25 protein-coding genes are annotated in these 21,527 nt (G+C 66.0%); 10 read left to right on the forward strand and 15 right to left on the reverse strand.

Annotated features, from left to right (window positions below; translation table 11 throughout):
• Positions 1 to 21: 21 nt before the first annotated feature.
• Positions 22 to 1,419, reverse strand: a complete 1,398-nt coding sequence (locus HWW87_RS10995; protein WP_175820280.1) for a sigma-54 dependent transcriptional regulator — start codon at positions 1,417 to 1,419, stop codon at positions 22 to 24.
• A gap of 501 nt (positions 1,420 to 1,920) precedes the next feature.
• Between HWW87_RS10995 and HWW87_RS11000 the strand changes: the two genes are divergently transcribed.
• Positions 1,921 to 2,253: a hypothetical protein gene (locus HWW87_RS11000; protein WP_175820281.1), complete on the forward strand. Its 333-nt coding sequence runs from the start codon at positions 1,921 to 1,923 to the stop codon at positions 2,251 to 2,253.
• Positions 2,254 to 2,274: 21 nt separating this feature from the next.
• Here the strand turns inward: HWW87_RS11000 and HWW87_RS11005 are convergent, their stop codons facing one another.
• Positions 2,275 to 2,544 carry a hypothetical protein gene (locus HWW87_RS11005; RefSeq protein WP_175820282.1) on the reverse strand — a complete coding sequence of 90 codons (270 nt, stop codon included), beginning with the start codon at positions 2,542 to 2,544 and terminating at the stop codon, positions 2,275 to 2,277.
• On the opposite strand from HWW87_RS11005, the gene HWW87_RS11010 reads away from it, so the two are divergent.
• Positions 2,543 to 3,043 carry a dihydrofolate reductase gene (locus HWW87_RS11010; RefSeq protein ID WP_175820283.1) on the forward strand — a complete coding sequence of 167 codons (501 nt, stop codon included), beginning with the start codon at positions 2,543 to 2,545 and terminating at the stop codon, positions 3,041 to 3,043. The two genes, HWW87_RS11005 and HWW87_RS11010, sit on opposite strands and share 2 nt — an antisense overlap.
• A gap of 85 nt (positions 3,044 to 3,128) precedes the next feature.
• On the opposite strand, the gene pmbA is transcribed toward HWW87_RS11010, so the two are convergent.
• Positions 3,129 to 4,499, reverse strand: a complete 1,371-nt coding sequence (gene pmbA / locus HWW87_RS11015) for a metalloprotease PmbA (RefSeq protein ID WP_175820284.1) — start codon at positions 4,497 to 4,499, stop codon at positions 3,129 to 3,131.
• 127 nt (positions 4,500 to 4,626) lie between these two features.
• Here pmbA and yjgA point away from each other — a divergent pair, with 127 nt between their 5' ends.
• A complete protein-coding gene (yjgA, locus tag HWW87_RS11020) occupies positions 4,627 to 5,229 on the forward strand; it encodes a ribosome biogenesis factor YjgA (protein ID WP_279608011.1) in 603 nt (200 codons plus the stop codon).
• Positions 5,213 to 5,821: a molybdopterin adenylyltransferase gene (gene mog / locus HWW87_RS11025; protein ID WP_175820286.1), complete on the forward strand. Its 609-nt coding sequence runs from the start codon at positions 5,213 to 5,215 to the stop codon at positions 5,819 to 5,821. Before yjgA ends, mog begins: the two co-directional genes overlap by 17 nt.
• A gap of 34 nt (positions 5,822 to 5,855) precedes the next feature.
• Here the strand turns inward: mog and orn are convergent, their stop codons facing one another.
• Positions 5,856 to 6,476 carry an oligoribonuclease gene (gene orn, locus HWW87_RS11030; RefSeq protein WP_050011510.1) on the reverse strand — a complete coding sequence of 207 codons (621 nt, stop codon included), beginning with the start codon at positions 6,474 to 6,476 and terminating at the stop codon, positions 5,856 to 5,858.
• A 126-nt stretch (positions 6,477 to 6,602) separates the two neighbouring features.
• Between orn and HWW87_RS11035 the strand changes: the two genes are divergently transcribed.
• From HWW87_RS11035 to HWW87_RS11045, 3 genes are all read left to right on the forward strand, one after another.
• Complete coding sequence (locus HWW87_RS11035) at positions 6,603 to 7,862, forward strand: M48 family metallopeptidase (protein ID WP_175820287.1); 1,260 nt, start codon at positions 6,603 to 6,605, stop codon at positions 7,860 to 7,862.
• Entirely contained in the window at positions 7,859 to 8,800 is a 942-nt protein-coding gene (rsgA, locus tag HWW87_RS11040; RefSeq protein WP_175820288.1) for a ribosome small subunit-dependent GTPase A, read from the forward strand. The genes HWW87_RS11035 and rsgA overlap by 4 nt, the downstream gene beginning before the upstream one ends.
• Positions 8,801 to 8,864: 64 nt before the next feature.
• Positions 8,865 to 9,182, forward strand: a complete 318-nt coding sequence (locus HWW87_RS11045; RefSeq protein ID WP_011351362.1) for a hypothetical protein — start codon at positions 8,865 to 8,867, stop codon at positions 9,180 to 9,182.
• Between the two features lie 77 nt (positions 9,183 to 9,259).
• Here the strand turns inward: HWW87_RS11045 and HWW87_RS11050 are convergent, their stop codons facing one another.
• The 6 genes from HWW87_RS11050 to rpsP form a co-directional block, all read right to left on the reverse strand.
• The gene (locus HWW87_RS11050; RefSeq protein WP_174388293.1) at positions 9,260 to 10,198 is read right to left on the reverse strand and encodes a CobD/CbiB family protein; all 939 of its coding nucleotides are present in this window, start codon (positions 10,196 to 10,198) and stop codon (positions 9,260 to 9,262) included.
• Between the two features lie 120 nt (positions 10,199 to 10,318).
• Positions 10,319 to 11,005 carry a CoA pyrophosphatase gene (locus HWW87_RS11055; RefSeq protein WP_175820289.1) on the reverse strand — a complete coding sequence of 229 codons (687 nt, stop codon included), beginning with the start codon at positions 11,003 to 11,005 and terminating at the stop codon, positions 10,319 to 10,321.
• An 87-nt stretch (positions 11,006 to 11,092) separates the two neighbouring features.
• On the reverse strand, positions 11,093 to 11,485 hold the full coding sequence (gene rplS / locus HWW87_RS11060) for a 50S ribosomal protein L19 (protein ID WP_085039768.1): 393 nt from the start codon (positions 11,483 to 11,485) through the stop codon (positions 11,093 to 11,095).
• A 133-nt stretch (positions 11,486 to 11,618) separates the two neighbouring features.
• Entirely contained in the window at positions 11,619 to 12,413 is a 795-nt protein-coding gene (trmD, locus tag HWW87_RS11065) for a tRNA (guanosine(37)-N1)-methyltransferase TrmD (RefSeq protein ID WP_175820290.1), read from the reverse strand.
• A 1-nt stretch (position 12,414) separates the two neighbouring features.
• Entirely contained in the window at positions 12,415 to 13,092 is a 678-nt protein-coding gene (gene rimM, locus HWW87_RS11070; protein ID WP_174388296.1) for a ribosome maturation factor RimM, read from the reverse strand.
• A gap of 42 nt (positions 13,093 to 13,134) precedes the next feature.
• Entirely contained in the window at positions 13,135 to 13,389 is a 255-nt protein-coding gene (gene rpsP, locus HWW87_RS11075; protein ID WP_006476550.1) for a 30S ribosomal protein S16, read from the reverse strand.
• 151 nt (positions 13,390 to 13,540) lie between these two features.
• Between rpsP and HWW87_RS11080 the strand changes: the two genes are divergently transcribed.
• Both HWW87_RS11080 and HWW87_RS11085 read left to right on the forward strand, forming a co-directional pair.
• On the forward strand, positions 13,541 to 14,683 hold the full coding sequence (locus HWW87_RS11080) for a PQQ-dependent sugar dehydrogenase (protein WP_175820291.1): 1,143 nt from the start codon (positions 13,541 to 13,543) through the stop codon (positions 14,681 to 14,683).
• 109 nt (positions 14,684 to 14,792) lie between these two features.
• Entirely contained in the window at positions 14,793 to 15,260 is a 468-nt protein-coding gene (locus HWW87_RS11085; protein ID WP_034206731.1) for a TM2 domain-containing protein, read from the forward strand.
• A 35-nt stretch (positions 15,261 to 15,295) separates the two neighbouring features.
• Here HWW87_RS11085 and HWW87_RS11090 read toward each other — a convergent pair whose 3' ends face one another.
• A complete protein-coding gene (locus HWW87_RS11090) occupies positions 15,296 to 16,474 on the reverse strand; it encodes a PA0069 family radical SAM protein (protein ID WP_175820292.1) in 1,179 nt (392 codons plus the stop codon).
• A 90-nt stretch (positions 16,475 to 16,564) separates the two neighbouring features.
• Positions 16,565 to 17,053: an Lrp/AsnC ligand binding domain-containing protein gene (locus tag HWW87_RS11095; RefSeq protein ID WP_174432343.1), complete on the reverse strand. Its 489-nt coding sequence runs from the start codon at positions 17,051 to 17,053 to the stop codon at positions 16,565 to 16,567.
• A 145-nt stretch (positions 17,054 to 17,198) separates the two neighbouring features.
• On the opposite strand from HWW87_RS11095, the gene HWW87_RS11100 reads away from it, so the two are divergent.
• On the forward strand, positions 17,199 to 18,485 hold the full coding sequence (locus HWW87_RS11100; protein ID WP_174432342.1) for a D-amino acid dehydrogenase: 1,287 nt from the start codon (positions 17,199 to 17,201) through the stop codon (positions 18,483 to 18,485).
• A gap of 315 nt (positions 18,486 to 18,800) precedes the next feature.
• Here the strand turns inward: HWW87_RS11100 and HWW87_RS11105 are convergent, their stop codons facing one another.
• The 3 genes from HWW87_RS11105 to HWW87_RS11115 form a co-directional block, all read right to left on the reverse strand.
• The gene (locus tag HWW87_RS11105; protein ID WP_175820293.1) at positions 18,801 to 19,736 is read right to left on the reverse strand and encodes an electron transfer flavoprotein subunit alpha/FixB family protein; all 936 of its coding nucleotides are present in this window, start codon (positions 19,734 to 19,736) and stop codon (positions 18,801 to 18,803) included.
• Between the two features lie 16 nt (positions 19,737 to 19,752).
• Positions 19,753 to 20,502 (reverse strand): electron transfer flavoprotein subunit beta/FixA family protein, encoded by a 750-nt coding sequence (locus HWW87_RS11110; protein WP_006496532.1) that lies wholly within the window; start codon positions 20,500 to 20,502, stop codon positions 19,753 to 19,755.
• A gap of 227 nt (positions 20,503 to 20,729) precedes the next feature.
• Positions 20,730 to 21,524: a MetQ/NlpA family ABC transporter substrate-binding protein gene (locus tag HWW87_RS11115; protein ID WP_034206726.1), complete on the reverse strand. Its 795-nt coding sequence runs from the start codon at positions 21,522 to 21,524 to the stop codon at positions 20,730 to 20,732.
• Between the last annotated feature and the right edge of the window lie 3 nt (positions 21,525 to 21,527).

Here is a 21,527-nt window from a genome sequence, read left to right on the forward strand (position 1 = left end):
GGGCGACCGTACCCGCCGATTTTAGCAAGCGTGGCGCGGAAGCTCCGGCAACGGCACCGAAAACCCTGCCAGCGTGTCGCCGCGATCGCGCATGCCGTGCGCGCACATCAGCCGGTAGAGCGTGACGCGCGACACGCCGAGCTCCCTCGCGGCATCGGCAAAACGCCCGCGATGGCGCAGCAGCGCCTGCTCGATCGCCTGCCGTTCGGCCGCCTCGCGCGCCTCCAGCAGCGACACCGGCGCGAGCGTCGCATAGGCGTTCAGCTCGAGATCGGCCGCGGTGATCATCCGGCCTTCGGACATCACGATCGCGCGGCGCACACGGTTGATCAGCTCGCGCACGTTGCCCGGCCACGAATAGCCGTACAGCGACGCGACCGCATCCGGGGAAAAGCCGCGCAGGCGGCGATGCGCATCGCCCTTGAAGCGCTCGAGCATGTGGCGCGCGAGCACCTCGATGTCCTTGCCGCGCGCACGCAGCGGCGGCTCCTCGATCTTCAGCACGCACAGCCGGTGAAACAGGTCCTCGCGGAACCGCCCTTCGCGCAGCGCCGCCTCCATGTCCACATGCGTCGCGCAGATCACGCGTACATCGACCGGTATCGACACATGCGCGCCGAGCCGCTCGATCTTGCCTTCCTGCAGGAAGCGCAGCAGGCTCGCCTGGCTTTCGAGCGGCAGATCGCCGATCTCGTCGAGAAACAGCGTGCCACTGTTGGCGGCCTCGACACGGCCGATCTTGCGCTGGTTCGCGCCGGTGAACGCGCCGCGTTCATAGCCGAACAGTTCGGCCTGCAGCAGCGTCGACGGAATCGCCCCGCAATTGATCGCGATGAACGGCGCCTGCGCGCGCGACGAACGCTCGTGAATCGCGATCGCCGTCAGCTCCTTGCCCGTGCCCGACTCGCCGGAAATGAACACCGGTGCGTCGGTCGCCGCGACACGGCGGATCGTCCTGAAGAGCCCGAGCATCGCATCGCAGGTGCCGACCATCTCGCCTTCGCTGCGCCCGGCGCCGACGGGCGACGAAACGGGATCGGTCAGTGCGACCATGCCGTGCGCATGACCGACGGTCTCGACGATCCGCGCCGTTTCGTACGGCATCGTCACGTAGTCGAAGCAATAGTCGCGAATGAGATGGCGCAGCGTCGCGTCCTGCAACTGGCCGCGCCGCGTCGCCGCGATCCAGCCGATGTGCTGGATGCTCAGGCAGGATTCGAGTTCGCGCAGGTCCGACGGCTTGAAGCCCGGCGAGAAATCGAGCAGGCCGGCGGTTGCCACGCCGTGCTGCACGACGCGCCGCACATCGCGCACGGTCTCGGCCAGATCGACGCGCCAGCCGCATTCGTCGAAATGGCTGCGCAACGCGTCGTTCGGTTCGCGCGAATAGTAGATCACGTGCCGCTGATCGGCTCCCATAGCTCACCCCGTTCATCAACCGTCTGACGATTGCCGCACACGTCCGAGCGCGTGCAAAAGGATCGAATCGGGTCAGCCAGAGGTGGCTCGATTCGCCATGCCGATGCGCGGCAACGACGCAGCCTCGCATGATGGCGCTTATCTCGCGTCCAGTAATTTTTGATCAAGACAGCTTGGTCATAGGCACCGAATACGACAAACCCGTTTCAGCGCCGAGGGCGATACGGCCGAATCGCTCAGGAGGTCGATGCAGATCAATCATCTGCACATAGCACATGCGCAGGAAGGGTTTCGTCATCAACACATGCGCCGATTTTCATCCTTGAAGCATATTGATTGAATCAGCAGTATTCCCGAGCCCCATCGTTTCAGGCCTGAAACATTTTTCAGGCGTTTTCGGCCACCATTCGCAACGCTCGAGCGCGAATCGCAATGGCGGCAATGGTCCCGGTACGGTGGCATGTATTTCGCTGAATACGTACACGATCGGAGACAGTCGCCATGCGAAAACCTCTTTTACTTCCTTTCGTGCCGATGACGCTTCTGCTCTCGGCCGCCGGCCCGCCTGCTCCGGCATGCGCGGACGAAGGCATGCAGCCGGATCGCACCATACTGCTTGCCGACAACACGCCGAGCAGGCAGCACGGCAATCGGTTCGGTATCGTGACCGTGTCGGCGCCGCAACCGCTGCCGGCCGCCAAAGCCTCCGTGACGCTGTGGGACGAGATCCCGCCGCCGCCCCAGTTGCCAATGCCGCTGCCGGCGCCGGTGCCGCAACCGGGTGACATCCGGCATGCGATGGAAGGCAACGCGCGAGGCAATATGCACCCCTGAGCATTCGCCGCTTCAATGCAATCAGGATTGCATATTGAACTGATGATCCGGTCGAACGGGATGCCATCGAGCAGAACCGGCATCGCCGATCTCGCGACATAAACCGATTTTGTGCTCCGTCCCCCGGCGGGCACGCTTTTTATTCGGACGGTCGTCGCGACGCGGGGGATCACGCGTCGCGGCGCACGACGCCAGAAACGCCGATGCCCGCGCCAGCGTGCGGAATCCGGCGCGCGCCGCCGTTCCGGTAAAATCGGCCCCATTCCGTTTTCCCTCTTCCCCGACCTTCATGACGACGTTGACCCTGATCGTCGCGCGTGCCCGCAACGGCATCATCGGCCGCGACAACCAGTTGCCCTGGAAACTTCCCGAGGATCTCGCGTTCTTCAAGCGCACGACGATGGGCGCGCCGATCGTGATGGGCCGCAAGACCCATGAATCGATCGGCCGGCCGCTGCCCGGCCGCCGCAATATCGTCGTCACGCGCGACGCCACGCGCCGTTTCGAAGGCTGCGACACGGTCACGTCGCTCGCCGATGCACTGGCGCTCGCCGCGCGCGACGGCGTGCCCGAGGCATTCCTGATCGGCGGTGCGCAACTCTACGCGGAAGGTCTCACGCTCGCCGACAAGCTGGTCGTCACCGAGATCGACGCCGACTTCGACGGCGACGCGTCGTTCCCGGCGCCCGACGCCGCGCACTGGCAGGAAATCTCGCGCGACACGCATCAGGCTGCTGCGCCGAACACGTTCGGCTATGCGTTCGTCGTCTACACCCGCAAGCGCGACTGACGTCTTCTTCCGCACGATGAAAAAAGCCCGACCGGCTCGCGCCGGTCGGGCTTTTTGTTTCCTGGCGGCCTGCGCCGCGCGCGGCTTACTGCCCTGCGATCGTCATCTGCTCGATCAGCACCGAGCCGGTTTCCTTCGTCCCGCGCACGATCGAATCCGCGCCGATCGCGACGATATGGCGGAACATCTCCTGCAGCGTGCTGGCAACGGTGATTTCCTCGACCGGATACTGGATCACGCCGTTCTCCACCCAGAAACCCGCCGCGCCGCGCGAATAGTCGCCCGTCACGTAGTTCACGCCCTGCCCCATCAGCTCGGTCAGCAGCAGGCCCGTGCCGAGCTTCTTCAGCATCGCGTCGAAGTCGTCGCCCGCCTGCGTGCTCGAGCTGCGCAGCGCGAGGTTGTGCGAGCCGCCTGCGTTACCGGTGGTTTGCGTGCCGAGCTTGCGTGCCGAATAGGTCGACAGGAAATAGCCTTCGACGACGCCGTCCTTCACGACGCTGCGCGCACGCGTGCGCACGCCTTCCTCGTCGAACGGCGCGCTGCCCATCGCGCGCGGTACGTGCGGATCCTCGACGACCTGGACGTGCGGCGCGAACACCGGCTTGCCGAGGCTGTCGACGAGAAACGACGTCTTGCGATACAGCGCGCCGCCGCTCACCGCCTGCACGAATGCGCCGAGCAGGCCGGCCGCGAGCGGCGCCTCGAACAGCACGGGCACCTTGCGGGTGTCGAGACGGCGCGCGCCCATCCGCGCGAGCGCGCGTTCGGCCGCGTAACGGCCCACCGCTTCGGGCGCGGCGAGATCGATCGCGCTGCGCTTCGACGAATACCAGTCGTCGCGCTGCATGTGACGGCCGCTGCCCGCGATCGGCGCGCATGCGATGTAGTGGCGCGAGTACGGATAGCCGGCGAGGAAGCCGCGCGACGTCGCGAGCACGAACTGCGAGTGCTGCGCCGACACGCTCGCGCCTTCCGAATTGCGGATCTGCGGGCTGACCGCGAACGCGGCGTCTTCCGCGCGGCGGGCGAGCTCGACGGCCTCGTCGGCCGACAGCGCCCACGGGTGGTACAGGTCGAGGTCGCGCGGGTCGGTTTCGAGCAGCCCGGCTTCGGCGAGGCCGGCCGCTTCGTCCTCGGCCGTGAAGCGCGCGATGTTGTAGGCGGCGGCGACGGTATCCTTGATCGCGGCCGGCGAGAAGTCCGACGTGCTCGCGTTGCCGCGCTTCTTGCCGATGAACACGGTGACGCCGACCATCTTGTCGCGGTTGTGCTCGATCGTTTCGACTTCGCCGCGGCGCACCGACACCGACAGGCCGTCGCCCTCGGAGATTTCGGTCGCGGCGTCCGTCGCGCCGAGCGCCTTCGCATGGCGAAGGATGTCCGATGCGATTTCTTTGAGCTGGTCCTGCGTGTGCGGGAAATAGCGCGCTTGTACGTCGAGATTGGCTGCCATCGTCTTGGTATCCGGTGGCGGGCGGGCGCCCGCATGGTCAAAATGTTGCGTATTCCGCGATCATAGCAAGGTCCGGGGCCGGACACAGACAAGCTTGGGGTATCCGCGCCGCGATACAATGCGGCCCATGACACGCAAAACCCGAATCCAGCCGATCGAGCCTGCCGCCGAAGCCGACGACAATGGCTACGATCGCCCCAGCAAATCCCAGTTGAAGCGCGAGATGCACGAGTTGCAGGTGCTCGGCCAGGCGCTCGTCGACCTGCCGAAAGACGCACTGAAGCGCATGCCGATGCCCGAAAGTCTCTCGGACGCCGTGCGCGAGGCGCGCCGGATCACCGATCACGAAGGCAAGCGCCGCCAGCTCCAGTACGTCGGCCGCGTGATGCGCTCGCTGACCGACGACGAAACGGCCGCGCTGCGCACCGCGCTCGACGCGCAACGCGGCGTGAACAAGGCCGCGACGGCCCGCCTGCACTGGATCGAGCGCACGCGCGACCAGTTGCTCGCCAACGACGACGCGCTGACCGAATTCCTGCGCCAGCACCCGGACGCCGACATCCAGGAAGGCCGCACGCTGATCCGCAACGCGCGCAAGGAAGCACAGCAAGGCAAGCCGCCGCGCTATTTCCGCGAGCTGTTCCAGTGGATCAAGACCACGAGCGGCACGCTCGGCGGCGATGACGAAGCGGCCGACGACGCCGGAGACGACCATGACGACGAAGCGTAATCGTCCGGACGAGCTCGTGGTCGGCCTCGTGTCGATCAGCGACCGCGCGAGTACGGGCGTCTACGAGGACAAGGGCATTCCGGCGCTGCAGGAATGGCTCGCCGGCACGCTGGTTTCGCCGTGGCGCGCCGAAACGCGCCTGATCCAGGACGACGCGCCGACGATCTCGGCCACGCTTGCCGAGCTCGTCGACGTCGCCGGCTGCGACCTCGTGCTGACGACGGGCGGCACGGGCCCCGCGCGCCGCGACGTGACGCCGGAAGCCACGCTGGCCGTGGCGACGAAGGAAATGCCGGGATTCGGCGAACAGATGCGGCAGATCAGCCTGAATTTCGTGCCGACCGCGATCCTGTCGCGGCAGGTCGCGGTGATCCGCGAAACGGCCGACCATGCGGCGCTGATCATCAACCTGCCCGGCCAGCCGAAGTCGATTCGGGAAACGCTGGAAGGGCTGCGCGACGCCGACGGCAAGTCGACCGTGCCCGGCATCTTCGCCGCGGTGCCCTACTGCATCGACCTGATCGGCGGCCCGTATATCGAGACCGACGCCGCGGTGGTCGCGGCGTTCCGGCCGAAAAGCGCGCGGCGCTGAGCGTTTGCCGGGCGTGGCGCGCGTGCCGGCCCGCTCAGGCGGCCGGCACGGAATCGCCTGCCGGCGCCGATGCGGCCGGAATCAGGAAATGCTCGCGGTAGTACTTCAGTTCGTCGATCGACTCGTGGATGTCGGCGAGCGCCGTGTGCATCGCCCGCTTCTGGAAACCCTTGTAGATCGCGGGCTGCCAGCGGCGGCACAGCTCCTTGAGCGTGCTGACGTCGAGGTTGCGGTAGTGGAAGAACCGCTCGAATTCCGGCATCCAGCGCGCCATGAAGCGGCGGTCCTGGCAAATCGAGTTGCCGCACATCGGCGACTTGCCCGGCGACACGTACTGCGCGAGGAACGCCTGCAGTTGCGCGGCGGCTTCCGCCTCGGTCACGGTCGATGCGCGCACGCGGTCGATCAGCCCCGAGCGGCCGTGCGTCGACTTGTTCCAGTCGTCCATCTTCGCGAGCGTCTCGTCGCTCTGGTGAATCGCGAACACCGGGCCCTCGACGGCGACGTCGAGCGTGGAATTGGTCACGACGACCGCGATCTCGATGATGCGGTCGTTATCCGGGTCGAGGCCCGTCATCTCCATGTCGAGCCAGACGAGGTTCAACTCGTTGCGCACGAGCGCGGGCTGGCTGGCGGAAGCGGCGGTATCGGTCATGATTCATCCTGGAAAATGGCGGACCGGGCGCGCCGATGCGGCGGCGCCCGGAGCGGCCGGCATCGCGTCAGCGGGGCCGGTCCGCAAGAACATATAATTCTCGCATAGAACCCTTTGGCGCCTTCGATGTCACCCTTTTCGTTCACCCTGCTGTTCGCGATCGCCGTACTCGCGATGGTCGTCACCAAGCTGTGGCTCGCGTCGCGGCAGATCCGCTTCGTCGCCGCGCACCGCAACGGCGTGCCCGCGCAGTTCAGCGCCACCATCCCGCTGACCGCCCACCAGCGCGCGGCCGATTACACGGTCGAGCGCACCCGGCTGACGATGCTCGAGATCGTCGTCAGCGCGGCCGTGCTGGTCGGCCTCACGCTGCTCGGCGGCGTCGGCGCGTTCGACACGCTGCTGACCGGCTGGCTCGGCCGCGGCTACGGGCAGCAGGTCGCGCTGGTCGCCGCGGTGCTCGTGATCACGAGCGTGATCGACGTCCCGTTCGAGTATTACCGCCAGTTCGGGATCGAGCAGCGTTTCGGCTTCAACCGGATGACCAAGCGGCTGTTCTTCACCGACATGCTGAAGAATGCGCTGCTCGGCGCCGCGCTCGGCCTGCCGCTGCTGTTCGTCGTGCTGTGGCTGATGAACCAGGCCGGCAGCCTGTGGTGGCTGTGGACCTGGATCGTGTGGGTCGCGTTCCAGCTGCTCGTGCTGCTGATCTACCCGACCTTCATCGCGCCGCTCTTCAACAAGTTCGAGCCGCTGAAGGACGACGCGCTGCGCGCGCGCATCGAGTCGCTGATGAAGCGCTGCGGCTTCGCGGCGAAGGGGCTGTTCGTGATGGACGGCAGCCGCCGCTCCGCGCACGGCAACGCGTACTTCACGGGCTTCGGCGCATCGAAGCGGATCGTGTTCTTCGACACGCTGCTCGCGCGCCTGTCCGGCCAGGAGATCGAAGCCGTGCTCGCGCACGAGCTCGGCCACTTCAAGCGCCGCCACGTGATGAAGCGGATGCTCGTGTCGTTCGTGCTGAGCCTCGTGCTGCTCGCGCTGCTCGGCTGGCTCGCGCAGCGCACGTGGTTCTATACGGGGCTCGGCGTCACGCCGTCGCTCGACACCAGCAACGCGGGCGCCGCGCTCATCCTGTTCTTCCTCGCGATTCCGGTGTTCCTGTTCTTCGCGACGCCGTTCAGCAGCCTCACGTCGCGCAAGCACGAATTCGAGGCCGATGCGTTCGCGGCCAGCCAGACCGACGCGCAGGATCTCGTCAGCGCGCTCGTGAAACTCTATGAGGACAACGCGTCGACGCTGACGCCCGACCCCGTCTACACGGCCTTCTACTACTCGCATCCGCCTGCGTCGCAGCGGATCGACCGCCTGCTGCAGCACGCATGAGCCAGCCGACCTCCCGCAAGCCGGCCCCGCGCGCATCGGGCGCGCAACGGGCCGAAGGCCGCGTGATCGCGGCGCACGGCCGCCACTACATCGTCGCCCCCGACGACGGCGGCCCGATGCTGCAATGCTTCCCGCGCGGCAAGAAGAGCGACATCGCGGTCGGCGACCGCGTCGCGTACGAACTCGCGTCGGCCGACCAGGGCGTGATCGTGGAGATCGGCGAACGGCGCAACCTGCTGTACCGCTCCGACCAGTTCAAGTCGAAGCTGTTCGCGGCGAACCTCGACCAGTTGCTGATCGTGCTCGCGACCGAGCCCTATTTCAGCGAGGATCTGCTCGGCCGTGCGCTGATCGCGGCCGAAGCGAACGAGCTGAAGCCGCTCGTGGTGCTCAACAAGATTGACGTCGAGGCCGCGCTGCCGGTTGCGCGCGAGCGCCTCGCGCCGTACCGCGCGCTCGGCTACGACGTGCTCGAGCTGTCGGTGAAAGGCGCGCCGGACGACGCGCGCGCGCAGTTGATGCCGCACCTCGCCGGACATTCGACGATCCTGCTCGGCCAGTCCGGGATGGGCAAGTCGACGCTCGTGAACCTGCTCGTGCCCGACGCCGAAGCCGCGACCCGCGAGATTTCGGCCGCGCTGAACAGCGGCCGTCACACGACGACGTTCACGCGCCTGTATCCGCTGGAAGGCGGCGGTGCGCTGATCGATTCGCCGGGCTTCCAGGAATTCGGCCTCTACCACCTGACCGAAGGCCGCCTCGAGCGCGCGTTTCCGGAATTCCGGCCGCTGCTCGCGGACTGCCGTTTCTATAATTGTCATCATCTGCACGAGCCCGGCTGCGCGATCCTCGAAGCCGTCGCCGACGGCCGCATCGCGCCGTCCCGGCACGCGCTGTACGCGCAGCTCGTGCACGAGGCGAGCCAGATCGTCCGCTGATCGCGCGACGTGTGCGACGGCCAGCCGGCGCCAGGCGGGCCGGCCTTCATCGACAGGAGCGGCGATGCGTTTCAAGGCACCCGATCTTGCAACCGCGCAGCATTGGGCCAACGTGCTCCAGGTGGCCGGCATCGGTTGCGAGTTGCACAACTGCTACGCGACCGGCGCGCTCGGCGGCCTGCCCGCCGATGCGTGCACGCCCGAACTGTGGCTCGACGACGAACGCGACGACGCGCTCGCCCGCCGGCTCCTCGATGCCGCGTCGCACGGCCCGTCGGCCGGCGCAGCACCCTGGCGCTGCCGGCAGTGCGGCGAAGCGCTCGAAGCACAATTCACCGCGTGCTGGCAATGCGGCGCCGTGCGCGACCCGCTCGATGACTGAACGCACTGCGCTGACGCACAGCGAAAAGGCCGGCATCAAGCCGGCCTTTTCATTTCATCGGGCGCCGGGTTAGCGCGTCACGATACCCAGACGGCCAGCGTCAGCATCAGCAGCAGGATCATCCACAGGATCACCGCGCGCCACACAAGGCCCACCGCCGACTGCAGCGTGCGCGGCGTGCAATCGTCACCAACCGTCAACGGACCGCTGTCACCGACCGCCAGCGCATCGAGGCTCGACGGTTCCGCGAGCGGCCCCGCGAGACGCGCGCCGAGCGCCCCGCTGCCGGCCGCCAGCAGTACGCCGTCGTTCGGGTCGGGCCACTGGCGTGTATGGTTGCGCCACGCGTAGATCGCATCCTCGAAATTGCCGACGATCGCGAAGCCGAGCGCCGTCAGCCGGGACGGAATCCAGTCGATCACGAAGAACGCGCGCTGCGCGAACGTCGAGAAGGCAGCCGTGCGGTCGTCGCCCGGCGTCGACCAGCTGCGCGCGAGGTATTCGGAAATCCGGTACAGCACGGCGCCGGCCGGGCCGATCGGCAGCACGTACCAGAAGAACACGCCGAACACATGGCGATGCGACGCAACGACCGCATGGATCAACGTATGGCGGACGATTTCGCCAACCGGCATGTCGACCGTGTCGATGCCCGTCCACTCATGCAGGATTTCGCGCGCGCGCGGCACGTCGTCGTTGTTGAGCGCGAGATGGATATCGGTGAAGTAGTGGCTGAACTGACGGAAGCCGAGCGTGAAATACACGACGACGACGTTCCACAGGAACGCGAGCACGAAGCTCACCTTGTACAGCAGGAAATAGATCAGCGCGACGATCAGCACCCACGGCAGCACGACCGCGAGCCATGCGAGGAGCCCGTGCTTCTGCTTGCCGGCGTCGAGGCCATGCGCGACGGTTTCCGCATGAAACTGGAACAGCGCGAACACCGGATTGCTCGGCGACAACGCGCGGACCTGTTCGATGATAAGAGCGAGGAGAACCGAAAAGAAAGTCATGCGTGGCGCCGTCTTCGGAGTTATGTCATTTTTCGCATAACGATAGCACAGCGTCAGCCGCGCATGGCTGCCGGCGCGGTCGCCCGGCAGCCGGTCGCACGCGCCGGCCGGCGCGCCCGCCTAGCCGGCGGCCAAGAAGCGATACAGATTGCGAAACATGGCGGCAGTTGCGCCCCAGATGAAGTAATGCCCGCCCGGTTCGCCGTTCGGATAGGGCATGGCAAAAAAACGACGCTCGCCGCCTTCCCACCGGAACACGCGGATCTGATGGTTCGCGGGATTCATCACGAACGCGAGCGGCACTTCGAAAATTTCGGCAACTTCGAACGTGTCGGCCTGCACGGTGAATGGCGGGTGCACGAGTCCAACGACCGGCGTCACGCAGAAACCCGTACCGGTCAGGTAGTCGGGCAGCACACCGAGAATCTCGACGCGTTCGGCGGCCAGCCCGATCTCCTCCTTCGCCTCGCGCAACGCGGTGGCGGTCGCGTCGCGGTCGAACGGCTCGCGACGGCCGCCGGGAAAGCTGATCTGTCCGGCGTGGTCGTTCAGGTGATCGGCGCGCTGCGTCAGCAGCACGGTGAGGCCCGACTCGCGGACGACCAGCGGCATGAGGACGGCCGCGCTACGTGGATCGACGCCTTCCTGCAGCCTCGCTTCGCCGGGCTCGACGCTCCATTCGAGCGTGCGCGCGAACCGTTCGCGCAGGCCGGACGGCGTCATCAGCCGGGAATCGATGACAGGCAGGCCGGCACCGGTGCCTTCGACCGGCAATACTTCGGGATCGATGATGGGGCGGCGATTCAATGGAGCTCTCGGGTTCGTGTCGTATCGAGCATATTGTCGCGCCAGAATGAAAAAAGCACCCGGTTGGGTGCTTTTTCCTTACAGCTCTTACTCTTGGGAAGCTGCTGCGGCGCGATCCTTCGACACCAGCTTTTCCTTGATACGAGCCGACTTGCCCGAACGCTCGCGCAGGTAGTACAGCTTCGCACGACGCACATCACCGCGACGCTTCACGACGATGCTCGCCAGCAGCGGCGAGTACGTCTGGAACGTACGCTCGACGCCTTCGCCCGACGAGATCTTGCGGACGATGAAGTTCGAGTTCAGACCACGATTGCGAATCGCGATCACGACGCCTTCGTAAGCCTGAACGCGCTTGCGGGTACCTTCAACCACGTTCACGTTCACGATCACCGTGTCGCCCGGGGCGAATTCGGGGATCGTCTTGCCGGCGAGCGCGCGCTCGATCTCTTCCTGCTCAAGTTTTGCGATCAGATTCATTACTGACTCCTTATGCCATCGTGTCGGCGTTCACACCCGCCTGCTTCCAGGCCTGGCCCCGATAGAGGATGGATTCACATCAGGCGCCGCACACGCATGTACGGCACCGCCAATTCCCGCTCGCGCAGCCGCCTCAGGAGGCGTCCTTCGCTTCGCGTGCGAGGTTCGCGAGCCACGCTTCGTCGGCGCGGCTCAACAACTTCTCGCGGCGCGCCCGGACGATCAGGTCCGGCCGCTTCCGCAACGTATTCCTCAATGCTTCCTGGCGCCGCCACCGCTCGATCTCGGCATGATGCCCGCCGAGCAGCACGTCCGGCACGCGCACGCCGTCGTATTCCTCCGGGCGCGTGTAGTGCGGACAATCGAGCAGGCCGTCGGCGAAGCTGTCCTGCACGGCCGACAGCGAATCGTTCAGCACGCCGGGCAGCAACCGCACGACCGCATCCATCAGCGCCATCGCCGGCAGTTCGCCGCCCGACAGCACGAAATCGCCGAGGCTGATTTCCTCGTCGACGCAACGGTCGAGCAGGCGCTGGTCGATCGCTTCGTAGCGACCGCACAGCACGACGACGCCGGGTTCCTGCGCCATCCGCACCGCACGATCATGCGTGAGCGGCGCGCCTTGCGGCGACATCATCACGACGCGCGTGCTCGCGATGCCCTGCTCCGCCTGCGCCGCTTTCGCGGCGTCGATCGCGGCTTCGAGCGGCCTGGCCAGCATCACCATGCCCGGACCGCCGCCGTATGGACGATCGTCGACCGTGCGGTAGTTGTCCGTCGTGAAATCACGCGGGTTCCAGGTGCGCAGCCCGAAGCGCCCCTGCTTGACGGCCCGGCTGGTGATTCCCCAGTCGGTCAGTGCGCGGAACATCTCGGGAAAGAGCGTGACGACGTCGAACTGCACCGCGCTCTCGGTAACCTGGTTCATTTCAGTAATCGGCTTCCCAGTCGACGACGATGCGACGCGCCGCCTGATCCACCGTTTTGACGTAGACGCCGACGAACGGAATCAACCGCTCGTCGGTGGTCGGCTGACCGTCTTTGCCGGTTGCCGGATACTCGACACGCATGATCGAATGCACGCCGTTGTCGATCATCCCGCTCACCTTCCCGAGCGCCACCGATTGCTCGTTGACCACCTCGAGACCGATCAGGTCGACCCAATAGAATTCGTCCGCGGCCAGTGCCGGGAAATCTTCCCGGCGCACGAACACGCGAAAGCCGCGCATGGACAGCGCGGCATCGCGGTCGCTGACGCCCGCGGGTTGCGCAACGACAGTGTCGCTGTGCGTCTTCGACTGCATGATGCGGACGGAAAGCCGCTCCGCACCGCGTTCCAGCCACCAGCGACGCGCGTTGAGCAGCGCGTCGCCACCGCGACCGGCATCGGCATGCGTCGCCACCTTGACCCAGCCCTTCAGGCCGTAGGCGTCGACCACCGCCCCGACCTCGACGGCATCGTCGGGCCAGGCTTGCGTCGCTTCGGGACTGCCTTGTTCGGCAGCCTGACCGGCGTTCGCGACCGTGTCGCGCTCGACCGGCTTGCGGACGAATGCGCCGAATGACGCACGCCCGCGCCCTGCATTACCGGAATCGTGACCCGCCATCAATGCACCTCACAGCCGGTACGACCGGCACACCGTGCCATGTTAGGCAGCCGGTTGCGCCTTTTGCGCTTCCTTCACGAGACGCTGGACGGTCGGCGACAGTTGCGCGCCAACGCCTTGCCAGTACGTCAGGCGATCCTGAGCGATACGCAGCGATTCGCCCTTCGTGGCGACCGGGTTGTAGAAGCCGACGCGCTCGATGAAGCGGCCGTCACGACGGTTACGCGAATCGGTAGCAACGATGTTGTAGAACGGGCGCTTCTTCGAGCCGCCACGAGCCAGACGGATGATAACCATATGATGTCCTTCGGAAAACCGGGTTCGAAACTACTGAAACACGCGATTATAGCCGGAAACCAGAGGTACAACAAACACTTACGCGTAAAAATCCGCGGACGGCCCGTCCGCCGGGCCTACAATCGTCGTGTCCAGGATGCTCTCGACCATCATGCCGCCCCTTCGCGCCACCCCGATGCGCCACGTGCAGCGCCCACCATTCGCGGCGCTGCTTGCCAGCCTTGCCTGCCTCGCATCCGCATCGGCGTTTGCCGCGCCGCTGCCGGTGAACGAACTCGTCGTGCCGCCCGGCTTCCATGTGGACGTGCTGACCGACGCCGTACCGGCCGCACGCGAAATGGCGTGGTCGCCGCGCGGCATCCTGTATGTCGGCACGCGGGACGGCCGCGTCCATGCGTTCGTGATGCACGAGGGCCGGATCAGCGCACGCTACGTAGTCGCGTCCGGGCTCGACATGCCCGTCGGCGTCGCCTATCGCGACGGTGCCCTCTATATATCCGCCGTCTCGCGCATCCTGCGCCTCGACCATATCGACGACCGGCTCGCCGGACCGCCCGCTCCTGCCGTCGTGACCGACGCGCTGCCGACCGACCACCATCACGGCTGGAAATTCATCGCGTTCGGCCCCGACGGCAAGTTGTACGTGCCGGTCGGCGCGCCATGCAACGCCTGCCTCGCCGATCGCGGCCGCTACGCGATCATCGCGCGGATGAACGCCGACGGCAGCGGGCGTGAAGTGGTCGCTCGCGGCATACGCAATACGGTCGGCTTTGCATGGCACCCTGATTCGGGCGAGCTGTGGTTCGCCGACAACGGGCGCGACATGATGGGCGACGACGTACCCGACGACAAGCTGAACCGCGCGCCGCGCACCGGCCTCGACTTCGGTTTTCCATACTGCCACGGCGGCGATACGCCCGACCCCGAATTCGGCAGCGCCGACGTCTGCCGCCGTTATGTGCCGCCCGTCCTGAAACTCGGCGCGCATGTCGCGGCGCTCGGGATGCGCTTCTATACCGGGACGATGTTTCCGGCGTCGTATCGCAACAATGTCTTCATTGCCGAACACGGCTCGTGGAACCGCAGCACGAAGGTCGGCTACCGCGTGATGCGCGTGGTCGCATCGGCGGACGGCAGCCACGCACGCCAGACACCGTTCATCACGGGCTGGCTGCGGCCCGACGGCACGGTATGGGGACGCCCGGCCGATGTATTGCCGCTGCCGGACGGCTCGCTGCTCGTCAGCGACGATTACGCGGGCGCGATCTACCGCGTGACGTATGCGGCACCTTGACGCAGGCGAGGGGTGACCGGGCCCGACCGGGCATCGTAGAATGCGGGCCGGGCCGCGCGCCCGCGCCGGCCTGCCGGCCGCCCATGCCAACGACAATACGCCGCCATCCATGTCCAGCAGCACCGCATCGCCCCGCCGCTTCCGCTCCAAGACGCTCACCGCCGCCCTCGCGTTCCTGCTCGGATCGCTCGGCGCGCACCGCTTCTATCTGTACGGCTTTCGCGACGTGTACGGCTGGGCCCATTTGCTCGCGACGATCGTCGGCGTCCCCGGCTTCCTCCTGCTCGCCGCCACCCAGCGCAGCGCCGGCCTCGGCTGGTGGCTCGCGGTACCCGGCGCAATCTCGCTGCTGGCGGCGTTCCTCGCCGCGCTCGTCTACGGGCTGCGCCCCGACGAAAAATGGGATGCGCAATTCAACGCGGACACCGGCAAGCACAGCCGGTCGGGCTGGACCGTGATCTTCGTCGTGATCTTCTCGCTGCTGATCGGCGCGTTCCTGTTGATGACCGCACTCGCGCTGTCGTTCCAGACGTACTTCGAATCGCAGGTCGAAGCGGCCAAGCAGATTTCGCAGTAAGCAGGACCAATACGGGCAACTGCGTTGCTCGCCGGTCAGAACAGGTTCAACTGCATGTCGTCGCGCGACTTCGCGCCGGCTGTTCGAACCGCGACACGCGGCGCCGGCACCCCAGCGGCCGGCGCACCGCTGAACCGCGACAGATCGAGAATGCCGTTCGTGCGTTCGTTCAACCCGAGCCGCTTGACGGCCTGACGGAAGCGCTGCCGCAACAGGTCGGCCCAGATCCCCTCGCCCTTCATCCGTTTCGAGAAATCCGAGTCGTAATCCTTGCCGCCACGCATGTCGCGCACGCGGTTCATCACGCGCTCCGCGCGATCGGGAAAATGCGCGGAGAGCCAGTTCTTGAACAGCGGCGCGACCTCCCACGGCAGTCGCAGGATGATGTAGCTCGCGTGCGTGGCGCCGGCTTCCGCACAGGCTTCCAGCACGCGCTCCAGGTCGGGCTCGGTGACGAACGGGATCAGTGGCGCAATGCTTACGCCCACCGGCACGCCCGCATCGCGCAGCGCGCGGATCGTGCGCAACCGCCGCGCCGGCGTGGCCGCGCGCGGCTCGAGCGTGCGCGCGAGCTCGGCATCGAGCGTCGTGATCGTGACCGCCGCCATCACCTGCCCGCGTTCGGCCATCGGCGCGAGCAGGTCGAGATCGCGCTCGATCAGCGACGATTTCGTGATCGCCGCGAACGGCAGCCCGCGATCGTGCATCACCTGGATCACGCTGCGCGTGATGCGCAGGTCGCGCTCGACCGGCTGGTACGCGTCGGTGTTGACGCCGAGCGCGATCGGCTCCGGCACGTAGCGCTTGCGCGAAATCTCGCGCTCGAGCAGTTCGGCCGCATTCACCTTCGCGTAGATGCGGCTTTCGAAATCGAGCCCCGGCGACAGCCCGAGGTAGCTGTGCGTCGGCCGCGCGAAGCAGTAGATACAACCGTGCTCGCAGCCGCGATACGGATTGAGCGACACGCTGAACGGAATATCGGGCGACTGGTTGTGCGTCAGGATGCTCTTCGCCCGCTCCTCGAATACCTGCGTGCGCAGCGGCGCGGGGAAATCGGCATCGTCGGACTCGTGCGTCCAGCCGTCGTCCACCGCTTCGCGCTGCGCGATTTCATATCGCCCCTGCAGGTTGTCGACCGCACCGCGCCCCTTCCGGGGCACCGGCGGCGCTATCGGAAATTCGTTGTCGGACCGATCGTCCATATGCCCACCCATTCGCCTGCGCCCAATACTGTACATTTATACAGTATTGGGCGCAGCATGCCAAGGGCGGGATAAAGGGCTCGACAACACGCCGCCGGCGCGTCACTCGCCGACGGCGATCGTCAGCGTTTCCTTGATTTCTTCCATCACGACATAGCTCTTCGACTGCACGGCGCCGGGCAACTGCAGCAGGATGTCGCCGAGCAGCTTCCGGTAGTCGGCCATCTCGCCGATCCGCGCCTTGATCAGGTAGTCGAAATCGCCGGAGACGAGATGGCATTCGAGCACCTCGTCGATCTTCATCACTTCCCGGCGGAATTGCTCGAACATGTTGCCGCCCTTGTGGCCGAGCGTGATCTCGACGAACACCAGCAGCGCGGCCCCCAATTGACCCGGGTCGACCCGCGCGTGATAGCCGGTGATCACACCGTCGCGCTCCATGCGCCGCACGCGCTCGATGCACGGCGTGACGGTCAGTCCGACCTGTTCCGCGAGGTCCTTCATCGCCATCCGGCCGTCGTTCTGGAGCAGTTTCAGGATGCGCCGGTCGAGCTTGTCGAGCGAGCGTACGGGCTGACGTTGCGTTCTCATTTGTTTATGCTGAAAACCAGAAAAATACAATAACAAAAACTGCACATTCGACAATACCATAGCGCAAAAAACTAGATCAGCTAGAGGTTACACGGAGCCGCAGGTGCGCCCGGCCTCGATCTGATTCCTTCCATCTGGAGCAGCTATGCGAGTCGTCATTCTGGGCAGCGGTGTAGTGGGCGTGGCAAGCGCGTATTACCTTGCGCGCGCCGGCCATGAAGTCACTGTGATCGACCGGGAAGCCGGCCCGGCGCTGGAGACGAGCTTCGCGAACGCAGGCCAGATCTCGCCCGGCTATGCGGCGCCGTGGGCCGCGCCCGGCGTGCCGCTGAAGGCCGTCAAGTGGATGTTCGAAAAGCACGCGCCGCTCGCGATCCGCCTCGACGGCACGCGCTTCCAGCTCCAGTGGATGGTCCAGATGCTGCGCAACTGCACGGCCGAGCGCTATGCAGTCAACAAGGGCCGGATGGTCCGTCTCGCCGAATACAGCCGCGACTGCCTGCAGGCGCTGCGCGCCGATACCGGCATCCAGTACGAAGGCCGCACGGGCGGCACGCTGCAACTGTTCCGCACGCAGCAGCAGCTCGACGGCGCGGCGAAGGACATCGCCGTGCTGCAGGAAGCGAACGTGCCGTTCGAACTGCTGTCGCCGGCCGAACTGAAAAATGCCGAACCGGCGCTCGCCGCCGTCTCGCACAAGCTGACGGGCGGCCTGCGCCTGCCGGGCGACGAAACGGGCGATTGCCAGCTGTTCACGACGCGCCTCGCCGCGCTCGCCGAATCGCTCGGCGTCAAGTTCCGCTACAACACGCCGATCGATGCGCTCGCAATCGCGGGCGGCAAGATCGCCGGCGTGCAGTGCGGCAGCGAGACGGTGCGTGCCGACGCGTACGTCGTCGCGCTCGGCTCGTACTCGACCCGCTTCATCTCGAACCTGATGAAGATTCCCGTCTATCCGCTCAAGGGCTATTCGATCACCGCGCCGATCGTCAACGAAGCCGCCGCGCCCGTGTCGACCGTGCTCGACGAGACCTACAAGATCGCGATCACGCGCTTCGACCAGCGCATCCGCGTCGGCGGCATGGCAGAAATCGTCGGCTTCGACAAGACGCTGCGCGCGGCGCGCCGCGAAACGCTCGAGATGTGCGTAAACGACCTGTTCCCGGGCGGCGGCGACACGTCGAAGGCCACGTTCTGGACGGGCCTGCGCCCGATGACGCCGGACGGCACGCCGATCGTCGGCCGTACGCCGGTGTCGAACCTGTTCCTGAACACCGGCCACGGCACGCTCGGCTGGACGATGTCGTGCGGCTCGGGCCAACTGCTCGCGGACCTGATCTCGGGCAAGATGCCCGCGATCCAGGCCGACGACCTGTCGGTGCATCGTTACCTGAAGGACGTGCCCGGCCAGACGCGCCCGGCATACGCGTAAATCGGAACGGCCCGCGGCGATGCGGGCTCGTTGCATCAGCAAGAAAGGCGCCCGAGGGCGCCTTTCTCGTTTCGGCGAATGCGCGTGCCGACTCGGCACGAGGCTTCAGTCAACGTGCGCATGCGCTCGTCGCCCGGCGAGCGAATCGACGCTACCGGTCGTGCGTGCGCGACGATATGTTCCGTACGGCACGGTGCGATCCGGAATCGTCCAGACGAACGACGATCGCTCCTCTTCGGCGACGACACAACAAAAAAGGGGCGCTCGTCGCGCCCCTCGTGCTGCATGCTTACCGCCGAAGCGTCACGCCGTATATCAGCCGAGCTCGTTCACGAGTTCCGGCACGAGCGCGAACAAATCGCCGACGAGGCCATAGTCGGCCACGCTGAAGATCGGTGCTTCGGGATCCTTGTTGATCGCGACGATCACCTTCGAATCCTTCATGCCGGCCAAATGCTGGATCGCACCCGAGATGCCGACCGCGATGTACAGCTGCGGCGCGACGATCTTGCCGGTCTGGCCGACCTGGTAGTCGTTCGGCACGTAGCCGGCGTCGACTGCCGCGCGCGATGCGCCGAGCGCGGCCGACAGCTTGTCGGCCAGCGGCTCGAGCACCTTCGTGTAGTTCTCGCCGCTGCCCAGACCGCGGCCGCCCGACACGATGATGCTCGCCGACGTCAGTTCCGGACGGTCCAGCTTCGTCACTTCACGGCTCACGAACTGCGACTTGCCGGCGTCTGCCGCTGCTTCGATCTTGTCGACCGATGCGCTGCCGCCTTCCGCTGCCACCGGATCGAAACCCGTCGCACGCACCGTGATCACCTTGATCGGGTCGCTCGACTGCACGGTTGCGATCGCGTTGCCCGCGTAGATCGGGCGCTCGAACGTGTCGGCCGAGTCGACCGCCGTGATGTCCGAGATCTGCGCGACGTCCAGCTTCGCGGCGATACGCGGTGCGATGTTCTTGCCGTAGGCGGTGGCCGGCGCGAGGATGTGCGAGTAGTCCTTCGCGATGTTCAGCGTGGTCGCTTCGACGTTTTCCGCCAGGCCTTCGGCCAGTTGCGGCGCGTCGGCCAGCAGCACCTTCGACACACCTGCGATTTTTGCTGCCGCGTCGGCAGCCGCTTGCGCGTTGTGGCCCGCGACCAGCACGTGGATGTCGCCGCCAATCTTCGCGGCCGCCGCCACCGTATTCAGCGTCGCGGCCTTGATCGACGCGTTGTCGTGTTCTGCAATCACCAGAATCGTCATTTCTTTCCGCTCCCTCTTACAGCACCTTGGCTTCGGTCTTCAGCTTCTCGACCAGCGTCTTCACGTCCGGCACCTTCACGCCGGCTGCGCGCTTCGGCGGCTCGACCACCTTCAGCGTCTTCAGACGCGGCGCGACATCCACGCCCAGGTCTTCCGGCTTCACGGTTTCCAGCGGCTTCTTCTTCGCCTTCATGATGTTCGGCAGCGTCACGTAGCGCGGCTCGTTCAGGCGCAGGTCGGTCGTCACGACCGCCGGCAGCGTCAGCGACAGCGTTTCCGCGCCGCCGTCGACTTCGCGTGCAACCGTTGCCTTGCCGTCGGCCACCGTCACCTTCGACGCGAACGTCGCTTGCGGCAGGCCGGCCAGCGCGGCCAGCATCTGGCCCGTCTGGTTCGAATCGTCGTCGATCGCCTGCTTGCCGAGGATCACCAGCTGCGGCTGTTCCTTGTCGACCAGCGCCTTCAGGATCTTCGCGACGGCCAGCGGCTCGACGCTGTCGTTCGACTCGACGAGGATCGCGCGATCCGCGCCGATCGCCAGCGCCGTGCGCAGCGTTTCCTGCGCTTGCGTGACGCCCACCGACACCGCGATCACTTCGGTCGCGACGCCCGCTTCCTTCAGGCGCACGGCTTCTTCAACGGCGATTTCGTCGAACGGGTTCATCGACATCTTCACGTTCGCGATGTCGACGCCCGTGTTGTCCGACTTCACGCGGACCTTCACGTTGTAATCGACCACTCTTTTCACTGGCACCAGGATTTTCATGCACACGCTCCAAAGTTACGAATACGACCAGAGGCCATTCTATAGCGAGGCCTCATGACTGCGCGGCCAGGCGGACCCAACCATCATGGTTGTCGAGGATACCGCTTCTTGGCGACGCGCCAATGATAGCGAACGGTCGTTCTATTTTAAAAGAGAAAAAACCCGGACGCAAAGCCCGGGTTTTCGATCATCGACTCTAATCCCGCCGGGCGTCCGTGCTCCGCCCGTTACCAGGCAGCAACGACCGCGCCGCCGAACTTGCCTTCGATGAACTGCTTCACGTCAGCCGAGTGATACGCCGCAATCAGTTTGGCGACCCACGGCTTGTTCCGGTCCGCCTCGCGGATCGCGAGGATGTTCGCGTACGGGCCGTTCGGGCCCTCGATCGCGATCGCGTCCTGCTTCGGTTTCAACCCCGCTTCCATCGCGTAGTTGGTATTGATCGCGGCCGCGTCGACGTCGCCGAGCGAGCGCGGGATCTGCGCCGCGTCGAGCTCGACGATCTTCAGCTTGCGCGGATTGTCGACGATATCGAGCGGCGTCGCCTTCAGTCCCGCATCCGCACGCAGCTTCAGCAGCCCCTGCTTCTGCAGCAACAGCAGCGCGCGGCCGCCGTTGGTCGGATCGTTCGGCACCGCGACGCGCGCGCCCGGCTTCAGTTCGGCCAGCGACTTCACGCGCTTCGAATAGATGCCCATCGGGAACGTGACGGTGTCCGCGACCTTGAGCAGCTTGTAGCCGCGATCCTTCACCTGCGCCTGCAGATACGGATCGTGCTGGTAGCTGTTCGCGTCGAGGTCGCCCGACGCGAGCGCGGCGTTCGGCTGCACGTAATCGGAGAATTCGACGATGCGAATCTCCAGGCCGTCCTTCGCCGCGACCTTCTTCACCACTTCCATGATCTGCGCGTGCGGGCCGCCCGTCACGCCTACCTTGATGGTTTCGGCCTGGGCATGTGCGCCCGCGAACAGCGCGGCCGCGCCCAGCGCCGCCGCGAACTTCAGCATGAAGCGTCGTTGCATCGT

Origin of the sequence: Burkholderia sp. BCC0419 (assembly GCF_902830285.1) — a bacterium.
GTDB lineage: Bacteria > Pseudomonadota > Gammaproteobacteria > Burkholderiales > Burkholderiaceae > Burkholderia.

Bases quoted from the DNA above. Each gene is read 5' to 3' on its own strand.
- HWW87_RS11000 (WP_175820281.1), top strand. From the start codon at position 1,921: ATGCGAAAACCTCTTTTACTTCCTTTCGTGCCGATGACGCTTCTGCTC.
- trmD (WP_175820290.1), bottom strand. From the start codon at position 12,413: ATGAACCAGGTTACCGAGAGCGCGGTGCAGTTCGACGTCGTCACGCTC.
- HWW87_RS11045 (WP_011351362.1), top strand. From the start codon at position 8,865: ATGCGTTTCAAGGCACCCGATCTTGCAACCGCGCAGCATTGGGCCAAC.
- orn (WP_050011510.1), bottom strand. From the start codon at position 6,476: ATGACCGATACCGCCGCTTCCGCCAGCCAGCCCGCGCTCGTGCGCAAC.
- HWW87_RS11080 (WP_175820291.1), top strand. From the start codon at position 13,541: ATGCCGCCCCTTCGCGCCACCCCGATGCGCCACGTGCAGCGCCCACCA.
- rsgA (WP_175820288.1), top strand. From the start codon at position 7,859: ATGAGCCAGCCGACCTCCCGCAAGCCGGCCCCGCGCGCATCGGGCGCG.
- pmbA (WP_175820284.1), bottom strand. From the start codon at position 4,499: ATGGCAGCCAATCTCGACGTACAAGCGCGCTATTTCCCGCACACGCAG.
- HWW87_RS11085 (WP_034206731.1), top strand. From the start codon at position 14,793: ATGTCCAGCAGCACCGCATCGCCCCGCCGCTTCCGCTCCAAGACGCTC.
- HWW87_RS11115 (WP_034206726.1), bottom strand. From the start codon at position 21,524: ATGCAACGACGCTTCATGCTGAAGTTCGCGGCGGCGCTGGGCGCGGCC.
- yjgA (WP_279608011.1), top strand. From the start codon at position 4,627: ATGACACGCAAAACCCGAATCCAGCCGATCGAGCCTGCCGCCGAAGCC.
- mog (WP_175820286.1), top strand. From the start codon at position 5,213: ATGACGACGAAGCGTAATCGTCCGGACGAGCTCGTGGTCGGCCTCGTG.
- HWW87_RS11095 (WP_174432343.1), bottom strand. From the start codon at position 17,053: ATGAGAACGCAACGTCAGCCCGTACGCTCGCTCGACAAGCTCGACCGG.
- HWW87_RS10995 (WP_175820280.1), bottom strand. From the start codon at position 1,419: ATGGGAGCCGATCAGCGGCACGTGATCTACTATTCGCGCGAACCGAAC.
- HWW87_RS11110 (WP_006496532.1), bottom strand. From the start codon at position 20,502: ATGAAAATCCTGGTGCCAGTGAAAAGAGTGGTCGATTACAACGTGAAG.
- HWW87_RS11100 (WP_174432342.1), top strand. From the start codon at position 17,199: ATGCGAGTCGTCATTCTGGGCAGCGGTGTAGTGGGCGTGGCAAGCGCG.
- rpsP (WP_006476550.1), bottom strand. From the start codon at position 13,389: ATGGTTATCATCCGTCTGGCTCGTGGCGGCTCGAAGAAGCGCCCGTTC.
- HWW87_RS11010 (WP_175820283.1), top strand. From the start codon at position 2,543: ATGACGACGTTGACCCTGATCGTCGCGCGTGCCCGCAACGGCATCATC.
- rplS (WP_085039768.1), bottom strand. From the start codon at position 11,485: ATGAATCTGATCGCAAAACTTGAGCAGGAAGAGATCGAGCGCGCGCTC.
- HWW87_RS11005 (WP_175820282.1), bottom strand. From the start codon at position 2,544: ATGAAGGTCGGGGAAGAGGGAAAACGGAATGGGGCCGATTTTACCGGA.
- HWW87_RS11105 (WP_175820293.1), bottom strand. From the start codon at position 19,736: ATGACGATTCTGGTGATTGCAGAACACGACAACGCGTCGATCAAGGCC.
- rimM (WP_174388296.1), bottom strand. From the start codon at position 13,092: ATGGCGGGTCACGATTCCGGTAATGCAGGGCGCGGGCGTGCGTCATTC.
- HWW87_RS11050 (WP_174388293.1), bottom strand. From the start codon at position 10,198: ATGACTTTCTTTTCGGTTCTCCTCGCTCTTATCATCGAACAGGTCCGC.
- HWW87_RS11035 (WP_175820287.1), top strand. From the start codon at position 6,603: ATGTCACCCTTTTCGTTCACCCTGCTGTTCGCGATCGCCGTACTCGCG.
- HWW87_RS11090 (WP_175820292.1), bottom strand. From the start codon at position 16,474: ATGGGTGGGCATATGGACGATCGGTCCGACAACGAATTTCCGATAGCG.